Consider the following 18,834-nt stretch of genomic DNA (forward strand, 5'->3'; position numbering starts at 1 on the left):
TTCAATACTGCAATTGTTTTTGCTATTGAACAAGCCCCTTTGCTGTGGACGGATTTTCGGGCCGGCAATAAGCATTGGACCGGAAACACGAAATCTGTTATCCGGATGGACAAGTATCGGCGCAGATTTCGGCAAAATCCGCTAAAAAAGGCTGCCCTGGATGAAAACCATGGCCACACAATTGTCCCTGCTTTTCGGAGAAAGACAGCAGAAAGGCAACATACGGCTGCTGGCCAAGTTTCTCCTGGTCCTGGTGCTGTTTTTTGTACTCTACAGCATACTGTTTCACATGCTGATGCTTTATGAGGGTCGCCAGTATTCCTGGGTTACCGGATTTTACTGGACTCTGACCACGATGTCCACCCTTGGATTCGGCGATATTACCTTTCACAGTGATGCGGGAAGAATTTTTTCCGTGGTGGTGCTGCTCAGCGGCATTGTTTTTCTGCTGGTCATGCTGCCGTTTACCTTTATTCAGTTTTTCTACGCCCCGTGGCTTGAAGCCCAGAACAAGGCCAGGGCCCCGCGGGCAGTGCCCAATGATCTTTCCGGACACGTTATTTTGACGCATTTCGACGATGTGGCCGTGAATCTGATTGAAAAGCTTCAACGTTATGCTGTGGCCTGCGTGATTGTGATCCCTGAACTGCAAAGCGCCCTGGATCTCCACGATATGGGCTATCACGTGGTCGTCGGTGAACTCGATGATCCGGAAACCTACCGCCGGCTTCGAATCGAGGCCGCTGCCATGGCCCTGGTTTTAAACGATGACATCACCAGCACCAATATCATCTACAGCATCCGGGAAGTCAGTGACCATGTGAAGACCGTAACCAACGCGGATGTCGGCGACTCGGTGGATATTCTGGAGCTGGCCGGCAGCAGCCATGTGTTCCGGTTTACCCAGATGCTTGGAAAGGCTTTGTCCAGGCGGGTTCTGGGCGTGAGCATGAAGGCCAACGTCATCGGCGCCTTTGACCGGCTGCTGATTGCCGAGGCCCCTGTCATGCGCACCTGGCTTCAGGGCAAAACCCTGGCTCAAAGCAATCTGCGCCAGGCCACCGGCGTGAATGTGGTGGGGATCTGGGAGAAAAATCAGTTCATGATTCCGGCGGCTCAAAGTTTTCTGGGCGAATCCACTGTAGTGGTGCTGGCCGGAACCGAGGCCCAGCTGGAGCGATTTGATGTTTCCATCGGCCATGATGCAGGTAGCACAAACGACCATGCGCCGGTGATGGTGCTCGGCGGCGGCCGGGTGGGTCAGTCCGTGGCCATGTCTCTGGAAGCCCGGCAGATCGATTTCCGGGTGGTGGAAAAGCGGTCCGTGATCGCCTCCAAAGATTCCAGGTATATCCACGGCAGCGCCGCTGATCTTGATGTGCTCACCCGGGCGGGCATCAATGAAAGCCCTTCAATTATCATTACCACTCACGACGACAATCTCAATATTTATCTGACCATCTACTGCCGCCGCCTCCGGCCGGATGTCCAGATTATCAGCCGTGCCAGCCTGGACCGCAACATCAATACCCTGCACCGGGCCGGGGCCAACCTTGTGCTGTCCTACAGTTCTCTGGTGACTGCCACCGTCATGAACCTGCTTCATCCCCAGCAGATGCTCATGCTTTCAGAGGGACTCAACGTGTTTCGGGTCACGGTGACCCGAAAGCTTGAGAACAAGCCTTTGATGAAACTGCAGATCCGCGAGCAGACCGGTTGCAGCGTGGTGGCGGTGAAAAAACACGAAGACCTAGTCATCAACCCTGAGCCTGACATTGTTGTCCGCCAGGGGGATGAACTGGTTCTGATCGGTTCTGCCGAATCAGAAAAGCGGTTTACGGAAAAATACCCGGCAGCTGTTTGAAAATCCGGCCTTTCTAAGTCACTTTAAAAAAGTTGCTGTTCGTGCCTGGTTCTATCATTTTCGCATGATGCCGGCCCGGTGGCGGTTTGCTCCCGGCCGACCGCTTGCGCGCTCAATGCGACTCGCAAACCACCCCCGGGCCGGCATCATGGCCGACTATATGTAAAGTTTCACACCAAAGGAGCCCGGGGCAACACATTCAAGTCCTGGAAGTAACATCAAAAAAAGTTGCCGTTAATGCTGGACCCCGGGGTTTGGACCGGGGAGAACGCTTCCAAGGAAGTCCAAGGACGGGGTCGGTTTTTGAAGCGACATTGAGCATTTACGGAAAAATTCAGCAAATGCCGAAGCTAAAAAATTTCAAATTGTTTGAGGCCGACAGGCCGAGTTTTTGAAATTTTAAGCGAAGGCATTGGCTGAATCCGTAAACGCTCAGGAGCGAAAAAACTGACCCCGGCCGCAGGACTTCCTTCCTGACAAACATCGGACGCAGTAAAAAGCTTTTTAAGATTCCATCAAACTTGAAAATCGCTCAATTCAAATATGATTGTCTGCCTGTATTGCATTTTTTTTAAAATGGCATTGACATTTTACTGAATCTGATTTTAATATCTGAGTCAGATTTTGTTTATGAATCAGCTTTTAATATTTAACAATTCTTTATACCGCTATTTTCCAGACAGGAGCAGCTGATGGACTTTGCCTTCACCAGAGAGCAGCAAATGTTTAAAAAAGAAATCATCCGGTTTGCCAAAAAGGAAATCGTGCCCCGGGTTCAGGAACATGACCGAAACGAGGCCTTTGACTTTGAAGCCTTTCGAAAACTGGGACGCTTCGGCATCCTGGGGCTGCATTTTCCGGAACAATACGGCGGCTCAGGAGCCGATGTGGTCACCACGGTCATGGCCGGGGAGGCCCTTGGAGAGGCCGGAGTCGACGGCGGACTCACATTGGCTTACGGCGCTCACTCCTTTTTGTGTGCAGACACCATCCTGCGCCATGCCACAGAAGAGCAGCGTCAGAAATATCTGCCCCGCCTGGCCAGCGGAGAATGGATCGGGTGCATGGGACTGACCGAGCCGGACGCGGGCTCGGATGTGGCCTCTATGAGGACCACGGCGGAAAAAAAAGGGGACAAGTATGTTTTAAACGGCAGCAAGATCTTTATCACCAACGGGCCCATTGCCGATGTGGCCGTGGTTTATGCCAAAACCGATCCGGGTGCCCAGCACGCCGGTATTTCCGCCTTTATCGTGGAAAAGGGAACCAAAGGCTTTGAGGCCGGCCCCCCGTTGATCAAGATGGGCGTGCGCACCTCCCAGACCTCTGAGCTGTTTTTCAGCAACTGCGAAATTCCTGTGGAAAATCTTCTGGGCGCAGAGGGCGAAGGCTTTAACATGTCGCTTCAGACCGTGGAATGGGACCGCAGCGCGCTTTTGACACCTTTTGTGGGAGCGGCCCGATACATGCTCAATGCCTGTGCCGATTATGCCAAAAAGCGCGAACAGTTCGGCCGTCCCATTGGAAAATTTCAGGCCACCAAACACAAGCTGGCCAATATCCGTATCTTTTACGAGGCCGCCCAAAGCCTGGCCTACCGGATTGCCTGGTGCAAGGACCAGGGCCGCCCGTTAAATCACCTGGAGGCGGCTGTGGCAAAGCTGTTTGTAGGCGACTGGTCCATGGGCCCGGCCAATGATGCCATGGTCCTGTTTGGGGGCTACGGCTACTGCCATGAGTACAACATGGAACGCATTTTCAGAGACAGCCGGCTGGCGCCCATCGGCGGCGGCACATCCGATATTCAGAAAATGATTATTTCACGGCTTATATAGGGCAGGGCACCATTGATGGAAATGCAACCATGCCCGGAAAGAGGCGAAAATGAACTATGATTTCACCCGGCAGGAAACCGCTTTGTTTGCCGATGTTACAAAAGCTGTAAAAGAATTCACGGAGGACGGCAAACTTGATTGCCGCAAAAATGCACTGGATAAAAAATCCCTGCAGCCGATTCTCCGCTCCCTTGCCAAAACTCCCTATCTGAAACTGGGCCTTGAGCCGGAAGACGGGTTAAACGGTCACTTAAGTCTTATGGGCGCCATGGAAGTGCTGGCTGCAGCATCACCTTCGGCATATCTGGCCGTGGAGGCTTCAACACGTCTTTTTGGCCGGGCCGTCTGCCAGTGGGCAAATCCGGATCAGAAAAAAAGGCTTCTTCCACAGCTTCTGGCCGGAGAGGTCATCGGGGCCCTGGCCCTTTCAGAGGCCAATGTGTCTGTTGAAAATCAGCCGTTTGTTACAAGCGGGAAAAAAGATGGTTCAAACGTTGTGATAAACGGCAAAAAGCAATATGTCATCAACGCGCCGTCAGCTGACTGGATTGCGGCGGCCGGCACTTATGATGATTCCATGGCACTGTTTTTTATAGAAAAAAATACACCCGGACTGGTGGTAAACCCCCCGCTTGAAACCATGGGATATGAGGGCGCCCTTATTGCCGGCATTTCCCTGGAGGACTGCCAAATACCGGAAAGCCAGGTTGTGCTTCCCTCTGCGGGGCAAGACATCCCGGCCATGATCCGGATGTGGGAAAATCAGATGATTCTGGGGGCAAGTCTCGGGATATCTTCTGCTGCCTTTGACGCGGCCTGTAATTTTGCCAAATCCCACAAAAGCGGTTCAAAGCCCGTTATCGCTTATCAGGAAATCGGCTTCAAGCTTGCCGAGATGCTCACTTTGCTTCAGACTTCCCAGCTTCTGGCATACCGAACGGCCTGGACCCTGGAGACAAACCCCAAAGAGGCCCGGGAGTTGATGTGGTGCGCCAAGGTTTTTTGCACTGAATCAGCCGAGCAGATCTGCAGCCAGGCGCTGCAGGTGATGGGGGCGGCGGGATGTGTGGAAGGCAACCGGGCACAGACAGCTTACAGGTGCGCCAAGTATAACCAGGTCACAGGCACTTCAACAGAGATTGCCCGGGTGAAAATCGGGGATGCCGAACTGGGTTACCGGGAATAGAAAGGATTGAGATGCCGGAGAAAAAACCCGGGGATGATTCCAAAAAAATGACCAAATCCGCCCTTCGCCGCCAGCGGGAAAGAGAAAAGCGTGTGGAGACCATTTTGCGGGCTGCAGAAACCCTTTTTGCCAATGAAGGATTTCACAAGGCCGGCATGGAGCAGATTGCCGATGCGGCCGAAGTATCAGTGGGAGCGGTTTATTTCTACTTCAGAAACAAGGAGGATCTGCTGATCCGGATGATGGACGAAATCGGCTATCTGCTGCGATCCATTCTGGGCCGGGAATTTAAGGCCCACGGGGGCACCCTTGAGGGCTTTAAACGGGCGGGGCATGCCTTTTTTGAAGTTTTTTGCGTCAATTACCCGGAGCAGGCAGCGATTTTGTTCCGGGAGTCGGTGGGCAAAAGCGACCTTGTGGAGCAGCGCCGCAAGGTGATTTTTGATCAATGTACCAGCGATGTGCTTCAGGCATTAAACACGGTCAGCCGCAACCAGGTCGTGGCCTTCAAGGGGCGGTTTTCCGCTGAAGTCATTGCTGTGAGCATTATGGGAATCTATGAGCGGGTGGCCTACCATTACCTTCTCTGGCAGGACCGGGCCGAAGATCTCACCGATATCGGCAGGGATGCGGTTGCCTTTATCGCCGGCGGGGTCAGCAACCTGTTCGAGGAACCGGATCAGGAGGGGAGAGGGGAAAAATGAAAAAAATTCTTGCTTTGATAGGATCTCCGAGAAAGCTGGGCAATTGCGAGATCGTGGCAAAAATGATCAGTGGCCAGGTTAAAGAGCCTCATGAACTAAATCTTCTGCGGATTTCTGATTTTAATATAAAGTTGTGCAGGGGTTGTTATATGTGTCTGATCAAAAACAAGTGTCCTTTAAAAGACGACCTGGACCTTGTAATTGACGCATTTGCCCAAGCCGATGCCTTTATCGTGGCCGCACCCACCTACTGCCTCGGGGCCAATGCCGCACTGAAGCTTTTGGCCGACCGTATCCTTTTCTTTTATTCAAGAAATGCAGAAATTTGGGGAAAGCCGGCTGTCGGCGTGGGAGTCGCGGGTATCGAGGGAAAGGAAGGAAGCACCAAGCTGCAGATCGACTCCTTTATGACCCTGTTTCAGATGCAGATCAAGGCAAGTGAAATTCTTTATGGCGCAATGCCGGGTGAGGCCGCATTGGAGGATGCAAACAAGCCGCTGATCAGCGGACTTGCAAACGCATTGTTGAATGATCCGGTTAAAGACGCTGCGCCCGGATGTCCCCTTTGCGGAGGAGATACATTCCGGTTTTACGAAAACAACAGGGTCAGGTGCATGCTGTGCAGCAACGAAGGAAAGGTTGATACAAGCGGTTCGTTTCCTGTTTTTCACATCGGGACATCTTCCCACGAACTTCTGCTCACACAGCAGGACGCCCTTTCCCACGGGCAGTGGCTCCAGCAGATGAAGCACAAATTCGGGGAGGATAAAACAAAGCTCAAACAGGTTACCCGCCAGTATGCGGACATGGGCAGCTGGATCAGACCGTCTGAAAAAACCAGAGACAGGGCCTGAGCGTCGTGGCCAAAGAGGAAAAAATGGATAATCCCGCAGACAGTCGTTTTTACCAGAAGTATTTTAGCAAACAGCACGACATGCTTCGAAAGGCGGTTCGTGAGTTTGTCCGGAAAGAAATTGCGCCTTTTGTGGACGACTGGGAAGAACAAGGCGGCTTTCCCCGGGAGCTGTATAAAAAAGTGGGCGAACTGGGTTACAGCAGCGTGTCTTACCCGGAAGACGTCGGCGGATCCGGGGGCGATCTGTTTGAGGAAATCGTTGTCAACGAGGAATTTATGCGCGGCGGGTCTCCGGGTCTTGTGGCCAGTCTGTATTCCCACGGCATTGCCCTGCCGCCCCTGATCAAGTACGGCACCCCGGAGCAGAAGGAAAAATTTGTCAAGCCCGTTGTGGCCGGCGACCGGGTGGCTGCCCTGGCTGTGACCGAGCCCGGGGGCGGATCAGATGTGGCCAGCCTGCAGACCACGGCCGTGCCCGACAAGGATTGCTACATTGTTAACGGTAGCAAAACCTTTATCACTTCGGCCATCAATGCGGACCAGATTACATGTGCCGTCAGAACGGGCGGGGACGGGGCCCACGGCATCAGCCTGCTGGTCATCGAGGCAGATACACCCGGATATTCCGTGTCGGATAAACTCAAAAAAACCGGATGGTGGACATCGGATACAGGACAGATTTTTTTCGACGACTGCCGGGTACCCGTGGAAAACCGCATTGGCGAGGAAAACAAGGGCTTTTATTACCAGATGGAAAATTTCCAGTCTGAGCGCCTGGCCATGGCTGTTCAGTCAAATATGATTTCCCGGATGTGCCTGGAAGAAGCCATTAAATATGCCAAAAAACGCACAGCCTTTGGAAAGACCCTGACCGGCTTCCAGGTGACCCGCCACAAGATCGCGGAAATGGCCACCCGGGTGGAGGCGAGCTCCGAGTTTACCTACCGGGTGGCGGCCATGGTCAATGCCGGGGAATATAAGGTTGCCGAAGTCTCCATGGCCAAAAATTTTGCCTGTCAGGTGGCCAACAGGGTGACATTTGACGCCACCCAGATTTTCGGCGGATACGGGTTTATCCGGGGTCACCTGGTGGAGCGCCTGTACCGGGACAACCGGATTTACTCTATTGGCGGCGGCACCCATGAAATCATGAACGAGGTGATTTCAAAGATGATTCTGTAACTTTGAACCTTGAACCTATAAGGAATTGCTCATGCCAGTTTTTAAGTCCCGGATTCAACCCCGGTCCGCGGAGTTCCAGGCCAACCGGGAGCATATGGAGGCAGGTGTTGCCCAGGTGCGCGAGATTGAAAAGCGGGTCCTGGAGACCGCTGAGGCCAAAATTCCGCGGTACCGGAAACGGGGCTACATCAGCCCCAGGGAGCGCTTAAACCTGCTTCTGGATCCCGGTGCTCCTTTCCTGGAACTCTATAGCCTGGCCGGCTACATGCAGGGAAACGACACGGACGGATCGGCTGCGGGCGGCACCTGTATCGCCGGAATCGGTTATGTCAAAGGCACCCGGTGTGCCATTTACGTGGATGATTATCTCACCAAGGGCGGCAGTATTTCCCGGTACGGGGCGGAAAAGCGCATGAACATGCAGATGATTGCCCTAAAAAAGAAAATGCCCTTTATCGTCCTGGCTCAGAGCGCAGGCGGGGACCTGCGGGAGGCCGGGGACATGTTCGGCGCTTCTGGAAAGTTTTTTGCCAATCAGGCCCGGCTATCGGCGGCCGGTATTCCACAGATCACGGTGGTTCACGGAAGTGCCACAGCCGGCGGGGCCTACCAGCCAGGGCTTTCCGACTACATTGTCATGATCCGGCGCCAGTCCACGGTTTATCTGGCCGGACCGCCCCTGCTCAAGGCCGCCACAGGCGAGATCGCTACAGACGAGGAAATCGGCGGGGCGGAACTGCACTGCCAGGTATCGGGCGTATCGGATTACATGGCGGAAAACGACGCCGACGGCATCCGGCTGGCCAGGCAGATCATGGAAAAAATTCAATGGAATAAAAACCTGCCGGCCTTGTCCCAAAAAGATTATGCCGCTCCGGTCTATCCCCCGGAAGAAATGATCGGCATTGTGCCCGTGGATCCCAAAGAACCTTATGACTGCCGGGAAATCATGGCCCGGATTGCAGACGGATCAGATATCCTGGATTTCAAGGCCGATTATGACGCCGGCACGGTGTGCGCTTTTATGGAAGTCCACGGCCAGGCCTGCGGGGTGCTGGGCAACAACGCCCCCATCACCTCAGACGGTGCTGCCAAGGCCGCCCAGTTCATGCAGCTCTGCGAGCAGTCCGACACCCCTTTGGTTTTTCTCCACAACACCACCGGGTTTTTGGTGGGCACCGAGGCTGAAAGCCGTGGCATTATCAAGCACGGCTCAAAGATGATCCAGGCTGTGACCAACACAACAGTGCCAAAGATTGCATTTATTGTGGGCGGCTCTTACGGGGCCGGCAATTACGCCATGTGCGGCCGGGGCATGGACCCGGATTTCGTGTTTGCCTGGCCCCGCAGCGTGGTGTCCATCATGGGGCCGGCCCAGGCCGGCAGTGTTTTGCGCCAGGTGGCCCACGCCCGTATGGAAAAAATGGGGCAGGTGGATGAAAATTTCCTGGACCAGATCGAGGCCGATACCCGAAAGGCCCTGGAAGAACGCTCCCATGCCCTGGCCAACACGGCCCGGCTGTGGGACGACGGGCTGATCGATCCGCGTGATACCCGCAGCATTCTGGGATTTGTGCTCGATATTTGCCATGAGGCAAAAATCCGCCGGGTCAAACCCAACACCTTCGGCATTGCCCGCATGTAAGGAGAAAACCCATGATTCATAAAATTTTGATCGCCAACCGTGGGGAGATCGCCGTGCGGGTGATTCGCACAGCCCGCAACCAAGGCTTTCCCACTGTTGCGGTCTACAGCGAAGCAGACGCAGTCGCCATGCACGTGGACGCAGCAGATGAGGCCGTGTGCATCGGCGGTGCCCCGGCGGCCCAATCCTATCTTTCCATTGACAATATCCTGAATGCCGCAAAAAAAAGCCAGGCCAATGCCGTTCATCCCGGCTACGGGTTTCTGGCGGAAAACCCGGCCTTTGTCCGGGCCTGTGAAGCAGCCGGCCTGGTTTTTATCGGCCCTGGCACCGATGCCATGGAGTTGATGGGAAGCAAGCGCCTGTCCAAGGAGGCTATGGTGGCTGCCGGCGTGCCCTGCATTGCCGGATATCATGGCAAGGACCAGACAGATGAAGTGTTATTGGCTGAAGCGGAAAAAATCGGCGTTCCCCTGATGGTCAAGGCGTCTGCGGGCGGCGGCGGCCGGGGCATGCGCCTGGTTACGAATGAAAAAAATCTGTCTGAAAGCATTCAAAATGCAAGGGCTGAGGCCAAAAGCACATTCGGAAATGATGAACTGATTCTGGAAAAGGCCATTGTGGAGCCGCGCCATATTGAAATCCAGGTTTTCGCTGATGCGCACGGCAACGTGATTCACCTGGGCGAGCGGGACTGCTCGGTTCAGCGAAGGCACCAGAAGGTGGTGGAAGAAGCGCCGTCACCATTTGTGGATGCGGATTTGCGGGAAAAAATGGGGCAGGCCGCGGTCAATGCGGCCAGGGCCTGCAAATACCTGGGCGCGGGCACGGTGGAATTCATGGTGGATGCGGATAAAAATTTTTATTTCCTGGAAATGAACACCCGGCTTCAGGTGGAGCATCCGGTCACGGAGATGATTACCGGCCAGGACCTGGTGGCCTGGCAGATTAAGGTGGCTTGCGGGGAAAAACTGCCTTTGTCTCAGGATGAAATAAGCCTTTTGGGCCATGCCATTGAAGTACGGCTTTATGCCGAAGACGCCCGCCGCGGGTTCCTGCCCCAGACCGGGCCGGTTTTGGCCTGGCAGGTCCCGCAGCGGGAGGGTGTGCGTGTGGATTCCGGAATTGAGGCCGGCCGGGAAGTGGCAGCACACTATGATCCCATTGTGGCAAAGGTCATTGCATGGGGCGAAAACCGCGATGAGGCCCGGCGGCGGCTGGCATTGGTTTTGCGTGACACGGTTCTTCTGGGGTTTAACAACAACAAATTGTTTTTAGAACGCATTGTCAACCATCCGGTGTTTGCAAAAGGCGGGGCCACAACGGCTTTTATTGAAAAACATTTTTCAGATGACATCAGCATGGGAAAAAATGCCCTTTCAGATCAAACCCTGGCCCTTGCCGCCATGATTTTTTACCAGGGCCGCTGCCCGCAGACCCGGGATGCCGGATGGCACACCCCGGCACCGTACCGGTACAACTTTGTGTTAAACTGCGATGAAACAGATCATTTTTTGTCCCTGGTCAGAAAAGACGCCCGGTTTGAGGTTTCAATGGCCGCAAAAGGCCCAGCAAATGCAAAAAATACAGAAAATGCCGAGCCTGGAGCCGATCGCCAGGTGACCCTGGAATGGGTGCGGGCAGATGATCACAGTGTCATTTACATTGACGGCGGGGTCCGCAGGAAAGCCGGGTATGCCTTTTTTGCCAACCAGCTGTTTGTGGATGCCGGATCCGGGCATTTTGTTTTTGAAGACAAAACGCTTCACACGGCCAAATCCGCACAGGATGCGGCAGGAGGCGGAGATGTGATCTCCACCATGAACGGGGTAATCGTTGAAGTGCGGGTCAGCCCTGGACAAAGGGTCGAGGCCGGCCAGGCGCTGCTGGTCATCGAATCCATGAAAATGCAGCACCAGTTTGCCGCAGCCATTTCCGGGACCGTTGAATCGGTTGCAGCAGCACCCGGAGATCAGGTCAAACCCGGTCAGCTGCTGGTGACAATTGCGGCAGAGCAGGAAAAGGGAGAATCTTCATGAGCCATCCAAAAGCAGATGAAAAACTGATCATCGCCAATTGCAGCGGTTTTTTCGGAGACCGGCTTTCGGCTGCAAGGGAAATGGTCGAAGGCGGGCCTGTCCATGTTCTTACAGGCGACTATCTGGCCGAGCTGACCATGGCCATTTTGCTCAAGGACACGTTAAAGGATCCGGACCGGGGTTATGCCAGGACCTTTTTAACTCAGATGGAAGAAATTATGGGCCAGTGCCTTGAAAAGGGCATAAAGGTGGTGTCCAATGCCGGAGGGCTCAATCCTGCCGCACTGGCGCAAAAGCTTGAAGAAATCGCTGATCAGCTGGGCCTGCATCCAAAAATTGCCTGCATTACCGGCGACAACCTCATGGAAAACCTTGAAGATCTGCAGGGCCAGGGCGAAGCCTTTGTTCACATGGATAAGAATATGAGTTTAAAGCAGGCCGGGGCCGTGCCCATTACCGCCAATGCCTATTTTGGAGGATGGGGTATTGCAGAGGCCCTCAAACAGGGGGCGGACATCGTGGTCTGCGGCCGGGTGGCCGACGCTGCACTGGCTGTCGGGCCGGCGGCCTGGCATTTTAAATGGCGCCAAACAGACTGGGACCGCCTGGCCGGGGCTTATGCCGCCGGGCACGTAATTGAATGCGGCGCCCAGGCAACAGGCGGCAATTATTCATTTATCGATGAAGTCCCCTCATTTCGAAACGTGGGTTTCCCAATAGCTGAAATTTTTTCAGACGGCAGTTTTGTGATCACCAAGCATCCAAACACCGGCGGCCTGGTATCCACCGGCACGGTCACAGCACAGCTGCTCTATGAAATCGCAGCCCCCGCATATCTCACCCCGGATGTGACCGTTCATTTTGACACCCTGACGCTCGAAGACCAGGGAAACCACCGGGTTCTGGCATCAGGCGTGTGCGGCGCTCCTCCGCCTGCAACCGCCAAGGTGTGCATCAATACCCTGGGTGGGCATAAAAACAGCATGACAGTGGTGTTAACGGGTTTAGACATTGAAAAAAAAGCCAAAATTGTCGAAGACACGCTTTTTGACAGCATCGGGGGAAAAGACCAGTTCCAGACCGTTGACGTGCAGCTGATCCGCTCAGACAAGTGTGATCCCCCTTCCAATGATGAGGCGTTTGCTTTTCTGCGCATCACAGTTGTGGATCCGGAGGCAAAACGCGCCAGTCGTTTTTCAAACAACCTCGTGGAACTTGTCCTTGCCAGTATTCCCGGTTTTACGATCACCAGTCCGCCGGGCAAAGCAACCCAGACGGTTGTGCACTGGCCCAGCCTAATGTCCATGGAGCGCCTGACCCAGGTTGTGGAAATCAGGGGCCAAAAACTGGAAGTCCAATGTGCAGCCCCGGATGCTGAACCCGTTGATGTGCATCCCAAAAAGATCCGTCTGCCTGCGGTCCCGGAAGGTCCCATGGTGCAGGCGCCCATGGGAAGGGTGTTTGCAACGCGATCCGGGGACAAGGGCGGCAATGCCAACCTGGGCGTCTGGGCCAAAACCCCTGAGGCTTTCGCATTTCTGCGGGAATTTCTGACACCCGAAAAATTAAAGGAGCTGCTGCCTGATTGCGCACCCTATGAAATCGAGCGCTTTGAGCTGGCCAACCTGTTGGCGGTTAATTTCTACATTCACGGCATTTTGGGCGACGGGGTGGCCGCTTCCTTCCGAAGCGATCCCCAGGCCAAAACCCTGGGCGAGTATCTGAGGGCAAAGGTTATTGAAATGCCGGCATCCATTGTTCCACACGCGTAAGGACAAATCCATGAGCGATGAACTCCTGTATGAAGTCAGAAACGGTGCGGCATGGCTGACCATCAACCGGGAAGCCCGCCGCAATTCCATCAGTCCGGAACTGGTGGGGCTGTTTAACCATCACCTGGACGCGGCTGAACAAGACCCATCCGTTAGGGCGGTATGCTTAACCGGTGCTGGACAAAAGGCCTTCTGCTCCGGCGCGGACCTGGGGGGGGCTTCCGATAACCAGCAGACCCGCCCGGAGCAGGCGTACGCGGATCTGCTCAAGCGCATTGCCGGTTATCCCAAGCCCACCGTGGCCCGGGTAAACGGCTATTGCCTGGCCGGCGGCACCGGATTCATGCTGGCCTGCGATATTGTGATTGCAGCTGACACGGCCAGGTTCGGCACCCCTGAGGTCAACGTGGGGCTATGGCCCATGATGATCGGCGCCCTTATTTTCAGAAACGTGCTGACCAAAAAAGCCATGGAAATGATTCTGCTGGGCGGGAAAATCAGCGCGCAGCAGGCCCTGGACATGGGTCTGGTGACCCGGGTGGTGCCCCCTGAAAATCTGGATGCAGAAGTCGGTCAAATTCTGGACAACCTCTGCCAGAAAAGCCCCATTGGCATGAAGCTTGGCAAGCAGGCGTTTTACCATATGCGCGACATGCCCTTTGAGAAGGCCCTGGATTACCTGGTCGAACAGATCCGGGTGGTGTCTTCCACAGAAGATGCGATGGAAGGCATTGCCGCGTTTATGGAAAAGCGGACGCCGGAGTTTAAGGGCAGATAGGGGTGCTGAGGACGGAGGACAGAGGGCCGAAGAGGGAATACAGAGGACGGAAGACAGAGGACGGGAGACAGAGGACGGGAGAACAGATGGCAGAAGACCGGGAGCAGGGAGGCAATACAATGGAGGCGATTTGCAGGGATCTGAAGGCAGAGTGTGAGGCGCTCGACAATCTGGTGGCCGGGCTGGACCCGGAGCAGTGGGCGCTTCCCACCCCGTTTCTGACCTGGTGTGTCAAGGATGAAATCCGGCATCTGGCTTATTTTGACGACCGGGCGGCCCTTGCAGCCACAGACCCGGAGGGTTTCAACAAGCACCTTGAATCCGCTGTTGCCGATTTTGAGGCCTTTGAAAAGCATCTGGAGCAGGTGGGCCGGGACCTGACTACGGATCAGCTCATGGACTGGTGGCGAACCCGGCGGGGTATTATGCTCGATGCCCTTCAAAAGTGCGGGCCCAAAGACCGCCTGCCCTGGTACGGCCCGCCCATGGGCGCGCTGTCCTTTGCCACGGCCCGGCTCATGGAGACCTGGGCCCATGGCCAGGACGTGTTTGACGCCCTGGACATCCGCCGCACACCCACGGACCGCCTGCGCCATATCGCCCATCTGGGTGTGAAAACCTTTGGCTGGACCTACATCAACCGGGGCCTGGAAGTGCCCCCAAACCCGGTTCGCGTGGAACTTTTATCCCCGTCCGGGGACTTGTGGACCTGGGGGCCTGAAGACGCCCAAAACCGCATCAACGGACCTGCGGAAGACTTTTGCCTGGTGGTGGTCCAGCGCCGGCACGTGGAGGACACATCCCTTGAAGTCACAGGCGAAACCGCCGGAGACTGGATGCTAAAAGCCCAGTGCTTTGCCGGCCCGCCGGTTAATGGTCCTGCACCGGGCCAGCGGGCAGTGTAAAATAAAAGTCCGCTGCCCTCCCGCAGGGCCGGAAAATCCATGAAAAACATCGCATTTATCGAGGATGCCGGCATCAAAGAATGGTGGCGGCGGAAGCAGCGGCTGCCTGTGTTTACAACCAGTCTTTCCATTCTTCAAAAAACGCCAGGCATTCCGGGTTGGAAAGGGCTTCCTTGTTTAGCACGGCTTTGCCGTGGAGAATTTTTTTAACCGCCAGCTCCACTTTTTTCATGTTCAGGGTGTAGGGGATATCGGGCACAGCGCAGATTTTGGCCGGCACGTGCCGGGGCGTCGTGTTTTCCCGGATGGTGGTTTTGATTTTCTTCTCCATGTCCGGGTCAAGTTCGTATTCGGGTTTCATTTTCACAAACAGGACTACCTTTTCGTCGCCGTCGACCCTGTAGCCGGTGACAATGCTGTCTTCGACCTCGTCTAGTTTTTCCACCTGCCGGTAGATCTCTGCCGTACCGATGCGCACGCCGCCCGGATTCAGGGTGGCATCGGATCTGCCGTAAATAATTACCCCGCCGTGGTCGTTGATCTCGATATAGTCGCCGTGTGCCCAGACGCCCGGAAACATGTCAAAATAGGCGGAATGATATTTGCGGCCGTCCGGATCGTTCCAGAAATACAGCGGCATGGACGGCACAGCGGCCTCGCACACCAGTTCGCCCGGCTGGTTGTATACCGGATGGCCGTTTTCGTCATAGGCTTTGACCTTCATTGCCAGTCCCCGGCACTGCAGTTCTCCCGTATAGACCGGTCCCATGGGATTGCCCAGGAAAAAACAGGAGTTGATATCCGTGCCGCCGGAAATGGATGCCAGCTGCAGATCTTCCTTGATCTCCCGGTAGACGTATTGAAACCCTTCGGTGTCAAGCGGCGATCCGGTGGACAGCACCGCCTTGAGCCCGGAGAGATCATAACTGCTGCCCGGCCTGGATTCGGCATTTCTCAGTGCGGCGATATACCCGGCGCTGGTACCGAAAATGGTAATTTTTTCCTCTTCGGCCAGCCGCCACAGCACCTCCGGGTCCGGGTGAAAGGGGTTGCCGTCGTAAAGGGTTATGGTTGCGCCCCGGGACAGCGCGCAGGTCAGCCAGTTCCACATCATCCACCCGCAGGTGGTCACATAAAACAGATTGTCTTCGCGCTTTAAGTCCACGTGCAGCATGTGTTCCTTGATCTGCTGGATCAGCACACCGCCGGCGCCCTGGACCATGCACTTGGGCGGTCCCGTGGTTCCGGAGGAATACATGATGTAATGCGGATGTTCAAAGGGCAGTTGCAGAAAATCGATTTCCGCATCATCGCTGGTACCCGCGATAAAGTCCGCGTAAAGCACTGCCCTGGGAACGTTTCGGATATCCGGATTTTCAGTCGTATACGGCACCACCACCACCTGCTCCACAGAAGGAAGCTCCTGCAGGATCCGGCTCACCCGCTCCAGGTTGTCTATGTGTTTGCCCTTGTAGAAGTACCCGTCGGTTGTAAACAGAACCCTGGGCTGGATCTGGCCGAACCGGTCAAGCACGCCCTGGATCCCGAAATCCGGTGAGCAGGATGACCATGTGGCCCCCGCGCTCGCACCGGCAAGCATGGCAATGATGGTTTCCGGCATGTTGGGCATGAACCCCACCACTCGGTCTTCGGGCTGGATACCGAGTTTTTTCAGCGCCTGGGCCACCCGGGAAACCGCCCGGTGGAGTTCGGCATACGTCAGTCGGCGCACCGGCATGGACTCGCCCATAAAAACCAAGGCTGTGTGGTCATCGCGAAACCGAAGCAGATTCTCGGCAAAATTGAGCCGGGCGCCGACAAACCACTTGGCCCCCGGCATTTTGCCGGGATCATCAACGACCTGGTCATAAGCCCGTGAATGCACGATGTCGGCATATTTCCACATTTCGGCCCAGAATTCGGCAATGTTTTCAACGGACCATTCATAAAGATCCGCATATTGCTTGAAGTTTTTGTTGTAGGCCGCGTTAATGCGGTTCATAAACTGCATCATGGTGCTGTTTTGAGCCCTTTTTTCAGAAGGCTGCCATAAAATTTCACCCATAATCGCCTCCTTGCACGCAATTGGCTTTCCGCGGAACCAAGCCGCAATTGCTTTTCATTTTACGCATCCGGTATTGAGCGGGATTTATAATTGAGCACCGGCTCCGGCGTATACAGCCAAAGCCGGTGTCCCCTGTTGATCTATCGTTTCAATTTTATCCTAGTAGGGAATCACGCTCAATGCGATTGCCAGAAATGGAATCAGTGCAAAGAGCATGACAATGCAATAGCCAAACATGTGCCTTGCCTGAATACCCGTGATTCCCAAAAGCGGGATGGCCCAGAAGGGCTGGAACAGGTTGGTCCAGGCATCTCCCACAGAGTAGGCAATAATGGTCTTTCCGATCGGCACGTTAAGCTCCTGGGCCGCCCGGAGCACTGTTTCTCCGACCACGCTCCACTCCCCGCCGCCGGAAGGCACAAACAGGTTGGCCAGCCCGGCGGTGAGCCAGGAGACAATGGGAAACGTGCCTGGACTGGAAATATTGACCAGCCATCCGGCCATAATCACGCCGAGCCCGGAAAGGCTGATCATGCCCATGATCCCGGCGTAAAAGGGAAACTGCAGCACAATGCCGGCCGCTGATTTCACGGCGGTGTAGAAATTTTCCAGGTAGCTTTTCGGGCTTGTATAAAGGGCCAGGCCGATAAACAGGAAGCAGAAATTCACGATATCGAGATTCAGCCCCTTGCCCATGACAAAAAAGTACCGAAAAATGTAAATCAGGCCCATGAGCGCCAGCAGGCCGCCGATGATCTTGCTGTTGTCGATCTTTTCGGCAATGGAGCTGTCTTTGTCCACTTTTTTGGGCGCTTCCTCTTTGTCACCGCCTTCCACGGCTTCGGGCACATAGTAGTCAATTCCCTTGATCCGGGCCTCGGACTTGGGGGTAATCAGAAACATGACAATGCAGGCGTAAATCAACGAAACCAGGCTCAGGGTCAGGCCGTATCCTGAAAAAATGGTTTCACTGGTGGGAATTACGCCAATGAGATCAGCAAAAATATGTCCTTCTGTGGCGGAAAGAAGCGGAGCCGAACCTGACAGCCCCCAGTGCCAGATCAGGCCCAGGCCCATGTAGCCGGCCGTACAGAGCACCGGGTAGTGCACCTTGATGTTTTTGAAATGCATTTGTCGCCCGGTTTCCCGTGCCACAATGGCGCCAACGATCAGGCCCAGCCCCCAGTTGATCCAGGACAGGATCATGGCCACCAGCGCGACCATGACCACGGCCTGCCTGCCGGTTTTCGGCGTTCGGGCCAGTCCGCGGATCAGCTTCTGGGTCAGGTGGTGATAGGCCAGCACATAGCCGGTCACCAGGATCAGCACCATCTGCATGGCAAAGGTATGCAGGTTCCAGAACCCGTCGTACCAGTGATCAATCATCTGCATCGGGCCCTGCCCGGCAACAACCAGCCCCAGCAGAAATGTGAGAAAGGTCAGGATAATTGCAAACAGAAAAGGGTTTGGCATCCACTTCTGAACGTTTTCGGAAACCCGGAATCCGAATTTCTCCAGAAAGCTTTCCTTTACCTGGGATCCTTCCATGATGATTTCCTCCTTTTGCCTGGACGTGTCATTTAAATGCAACAGTAATGATGCGGCAACTTATGTACATTATTTCGAACAATGTTTAATCCAGCGATATGATATCACAACGCAAAAGGGTCACAAAATAGACCCGGGATCCCTGGTCAGGGTGGTGCTTTCATGCTGCAGAGGCCGGCCTGTAAATCGTGTGCTTGAAAACCCGGCAGAAGATAAGCTTCAGGAATTGTGTTTAATTTTCACTATATCGCAAAGTTGATGGCGCCGTAAAAAGTCCAATATCTGCGTTACGCGCAATTTCTCAGAATTTCACGTACGGCTAAGTACGCTGCATTCTTCGAAATTGCACAAGCCTTGATCTTGAACTTTTTACGGCACCATCTGAAATCAGACTTTTTACGGTGCCATCAAAGTTTATTGCTGTCAAGAGGATAGAAGGAAAAGGGATGACAAAA

General features: G+C 54.7%; 13 protein-coding genes. 11 read left to right on the forward strand and 2 right to left on the reverse strand.

What is annotated here, in order from left to right; genetic code table 11:
* The first annotated feature begins 169 nt into the window (after nt 1–169).
* The 11 genes from HNR65_RS03850 to HNR65_RS03900 all read left to right on the forward strand — a co-directional run bounded on the left by HNR65_RS03850 (nt 170) and on the right by HNR65_RS03900 (nt 14,766).
* Nucleotides 170–1,864 (forward strand): potassium channel family protein, encoded by a 1,695-nt coding sequence (locus HNR65_RS03850; RefSeq protein WP_232364645.1) that lies wholly within the window; start codon nt 170–172, stop codon nt 1,862–1,864.
* 692 nt (nt 1,865–2,556) lie between these two features.
* Nucleotides 2,557–3,699 (forward strand): acyl-CoA dehydrogenase family protein, encoded by a 1,143-nt coding sequence (locus HNR65_RS03855; protein ID WP_181550149.1) that lies wholly within the window; start codon nt 2,557–2,559, stop codon nt 3,697–3,699.
* A gap of 49 nt (nt 3,700–3,748) precedes the next feature.
* Entirely contained in the window at nt 3,749–4,885 is a 1,137-nt protein-coding gene (locus tag HNR65_RS03860; protein ID WP_181550150.1) for an acyl-CoA dehydrogenase family protein, read from the forward strand.
* An 11-nt stretch (nt 4,886–4,896) separates the two neighbouring features.
* On the forward strand, nt 4,897–5,589 hold the full coding sequence (locus HNR65_RS03865) for a TetR/AcrR family transcriptional regulator (protein WP_181550151.1): 693 nt from the start codon (nt 4,897–4,899) through the stop codon (nt 5,587–5,589).
* Nucleotides 5,586–6,443, forward strand: a complete 858-nt coding sequence (locus tag HNR65_RS03870; protein ID WP_181550152.1) for a flavodoxin family protein — start codon at nt 5,586–5,588, stop codon at nt 6,441–6,443. Before HNR65_RS03865 ends, HNR65_RS03870 begins: the two co-directional genes overlap by 4 nt.
* A 23-nt stretch (nt 6,444–6,466) precedes the next feature.
* Nucleotides 6,467–7,627 carry an acyl-CoA dehydrogenase family protein gene (locus tag HNR65_RS03875; protein ID WP_181550153.1) on the forward strand — a complete coding sequence of 387 codons (1,161 nt, stop codon included), beginning with the start codon at nt 6,467–6,469 and terminating at the stop codon, nt 7,625–7,627.
* A 31-nt stretch (nt 7,628–7,658) separates the two neighbouring features.
* Nucleotides 7,659–9,272 (forward strand): acyl-CoA carboxylase subunit beta, encoded by a 1,614-nt coding sequence (locus HNR65_RS03880; RefSeq protein ID WP_181550154.1) that lies wholly within the window; start codon nt 7,659–7,661, stop codon nt 9,270–9,272.
* An 11-nt stretch (nt 9,273–9,283) separates the two neighbouring features.
* Nucleotides 9,284–11,311 carry an acetyl/propionyl/methylcrotonyl-CoA carboxylase subunit alpha gene (locus HNR65_RS03885; RefSeq protein WP_181550155.1) on the forward strand — a complete coding sequence of 676 codons (2,028 nt, stop codon included), beginning with the start codon at nt 9,284–9,286 and terminating at the stop codon, nt 11,309–11,311.
* Entirely contained in the window at nt 11,308–13,083 is a 1,776-nt protein-coding gene (locus tag HNR65_RS03890; protein ID WP_181550156.1) for an acyclic terpene utilization AtuA family protein, read from the forward strand. The genes HNR65_RS03885 and HNR65_RS03890 overlap by 4 nt, the downstream gene beginning before the upstream one ends.
* Before the next feature lie 10 nt (nt 13,084–13,093).
* On the forward strand, nt 13,094–13,861 hold the full coding sequence (locus HNR65_RS03895; RefSeq protein ID WP_181550157.1) for an enoyl-CoA hydratase/isomerase family protein: 768 nt from the start codon (nt 13,094–13,096) through the stop codon (nt 13,859–13,861).
* Between the two features lie 86 nt (nt 13,862–13,947).
* On the forward strand, nt 13,948–14,766 hold the full coding sequence (locus HNR65_RS03900) for a TIGR03084 family metal-binding protein (protein WP_232364646.1): 819 nt from the start codon (nt 13,948–13,950) through the stop codon (nt 14,764–14,766).
* Between the two features lie 112 nt (nt 14,767–14,878).
* Here HNR65_RS03900 and HNR65_RS03905 read toward each other — a convergent pair whose 3' ends face one another.
* A complete protein-coding gene (locus tag HNR65_RS03905) occupies nt 14,879–16,831 on the reverse strand; it encodes an acetoacetate--CoA ligase (protein WP_181550158.1) in 1,953 nt (650 codons plus the stop codon).
* A 159-nt stretch (nt 16,832–16,990) separates the two neighbouring features.
* Nucleotides 16,991–18,379, reverse strand: a complete 1,389-nt coding sequence (locus HNR65_RS03910) for a short-chain fatty acid transporter (RefSeq protein ID WP_181550159.1) — start codon at nt 18,377–18,379, stop codon at nt 16,991–16,993.
* Nucleotides 18,380–18,834: the final 455 nt, after the last annotated feature.

It is taken from the genome of Desulfosalsimonas propionicica, from assembly GCF_013761005.1.
GTDB lineage: Bacteria > Desulfobacterota > Desulfobacteria > Desulfobacterales > Desulfosalsimonadaceae > Desulfosalsimonas > Desulfosalsimonas propionicica.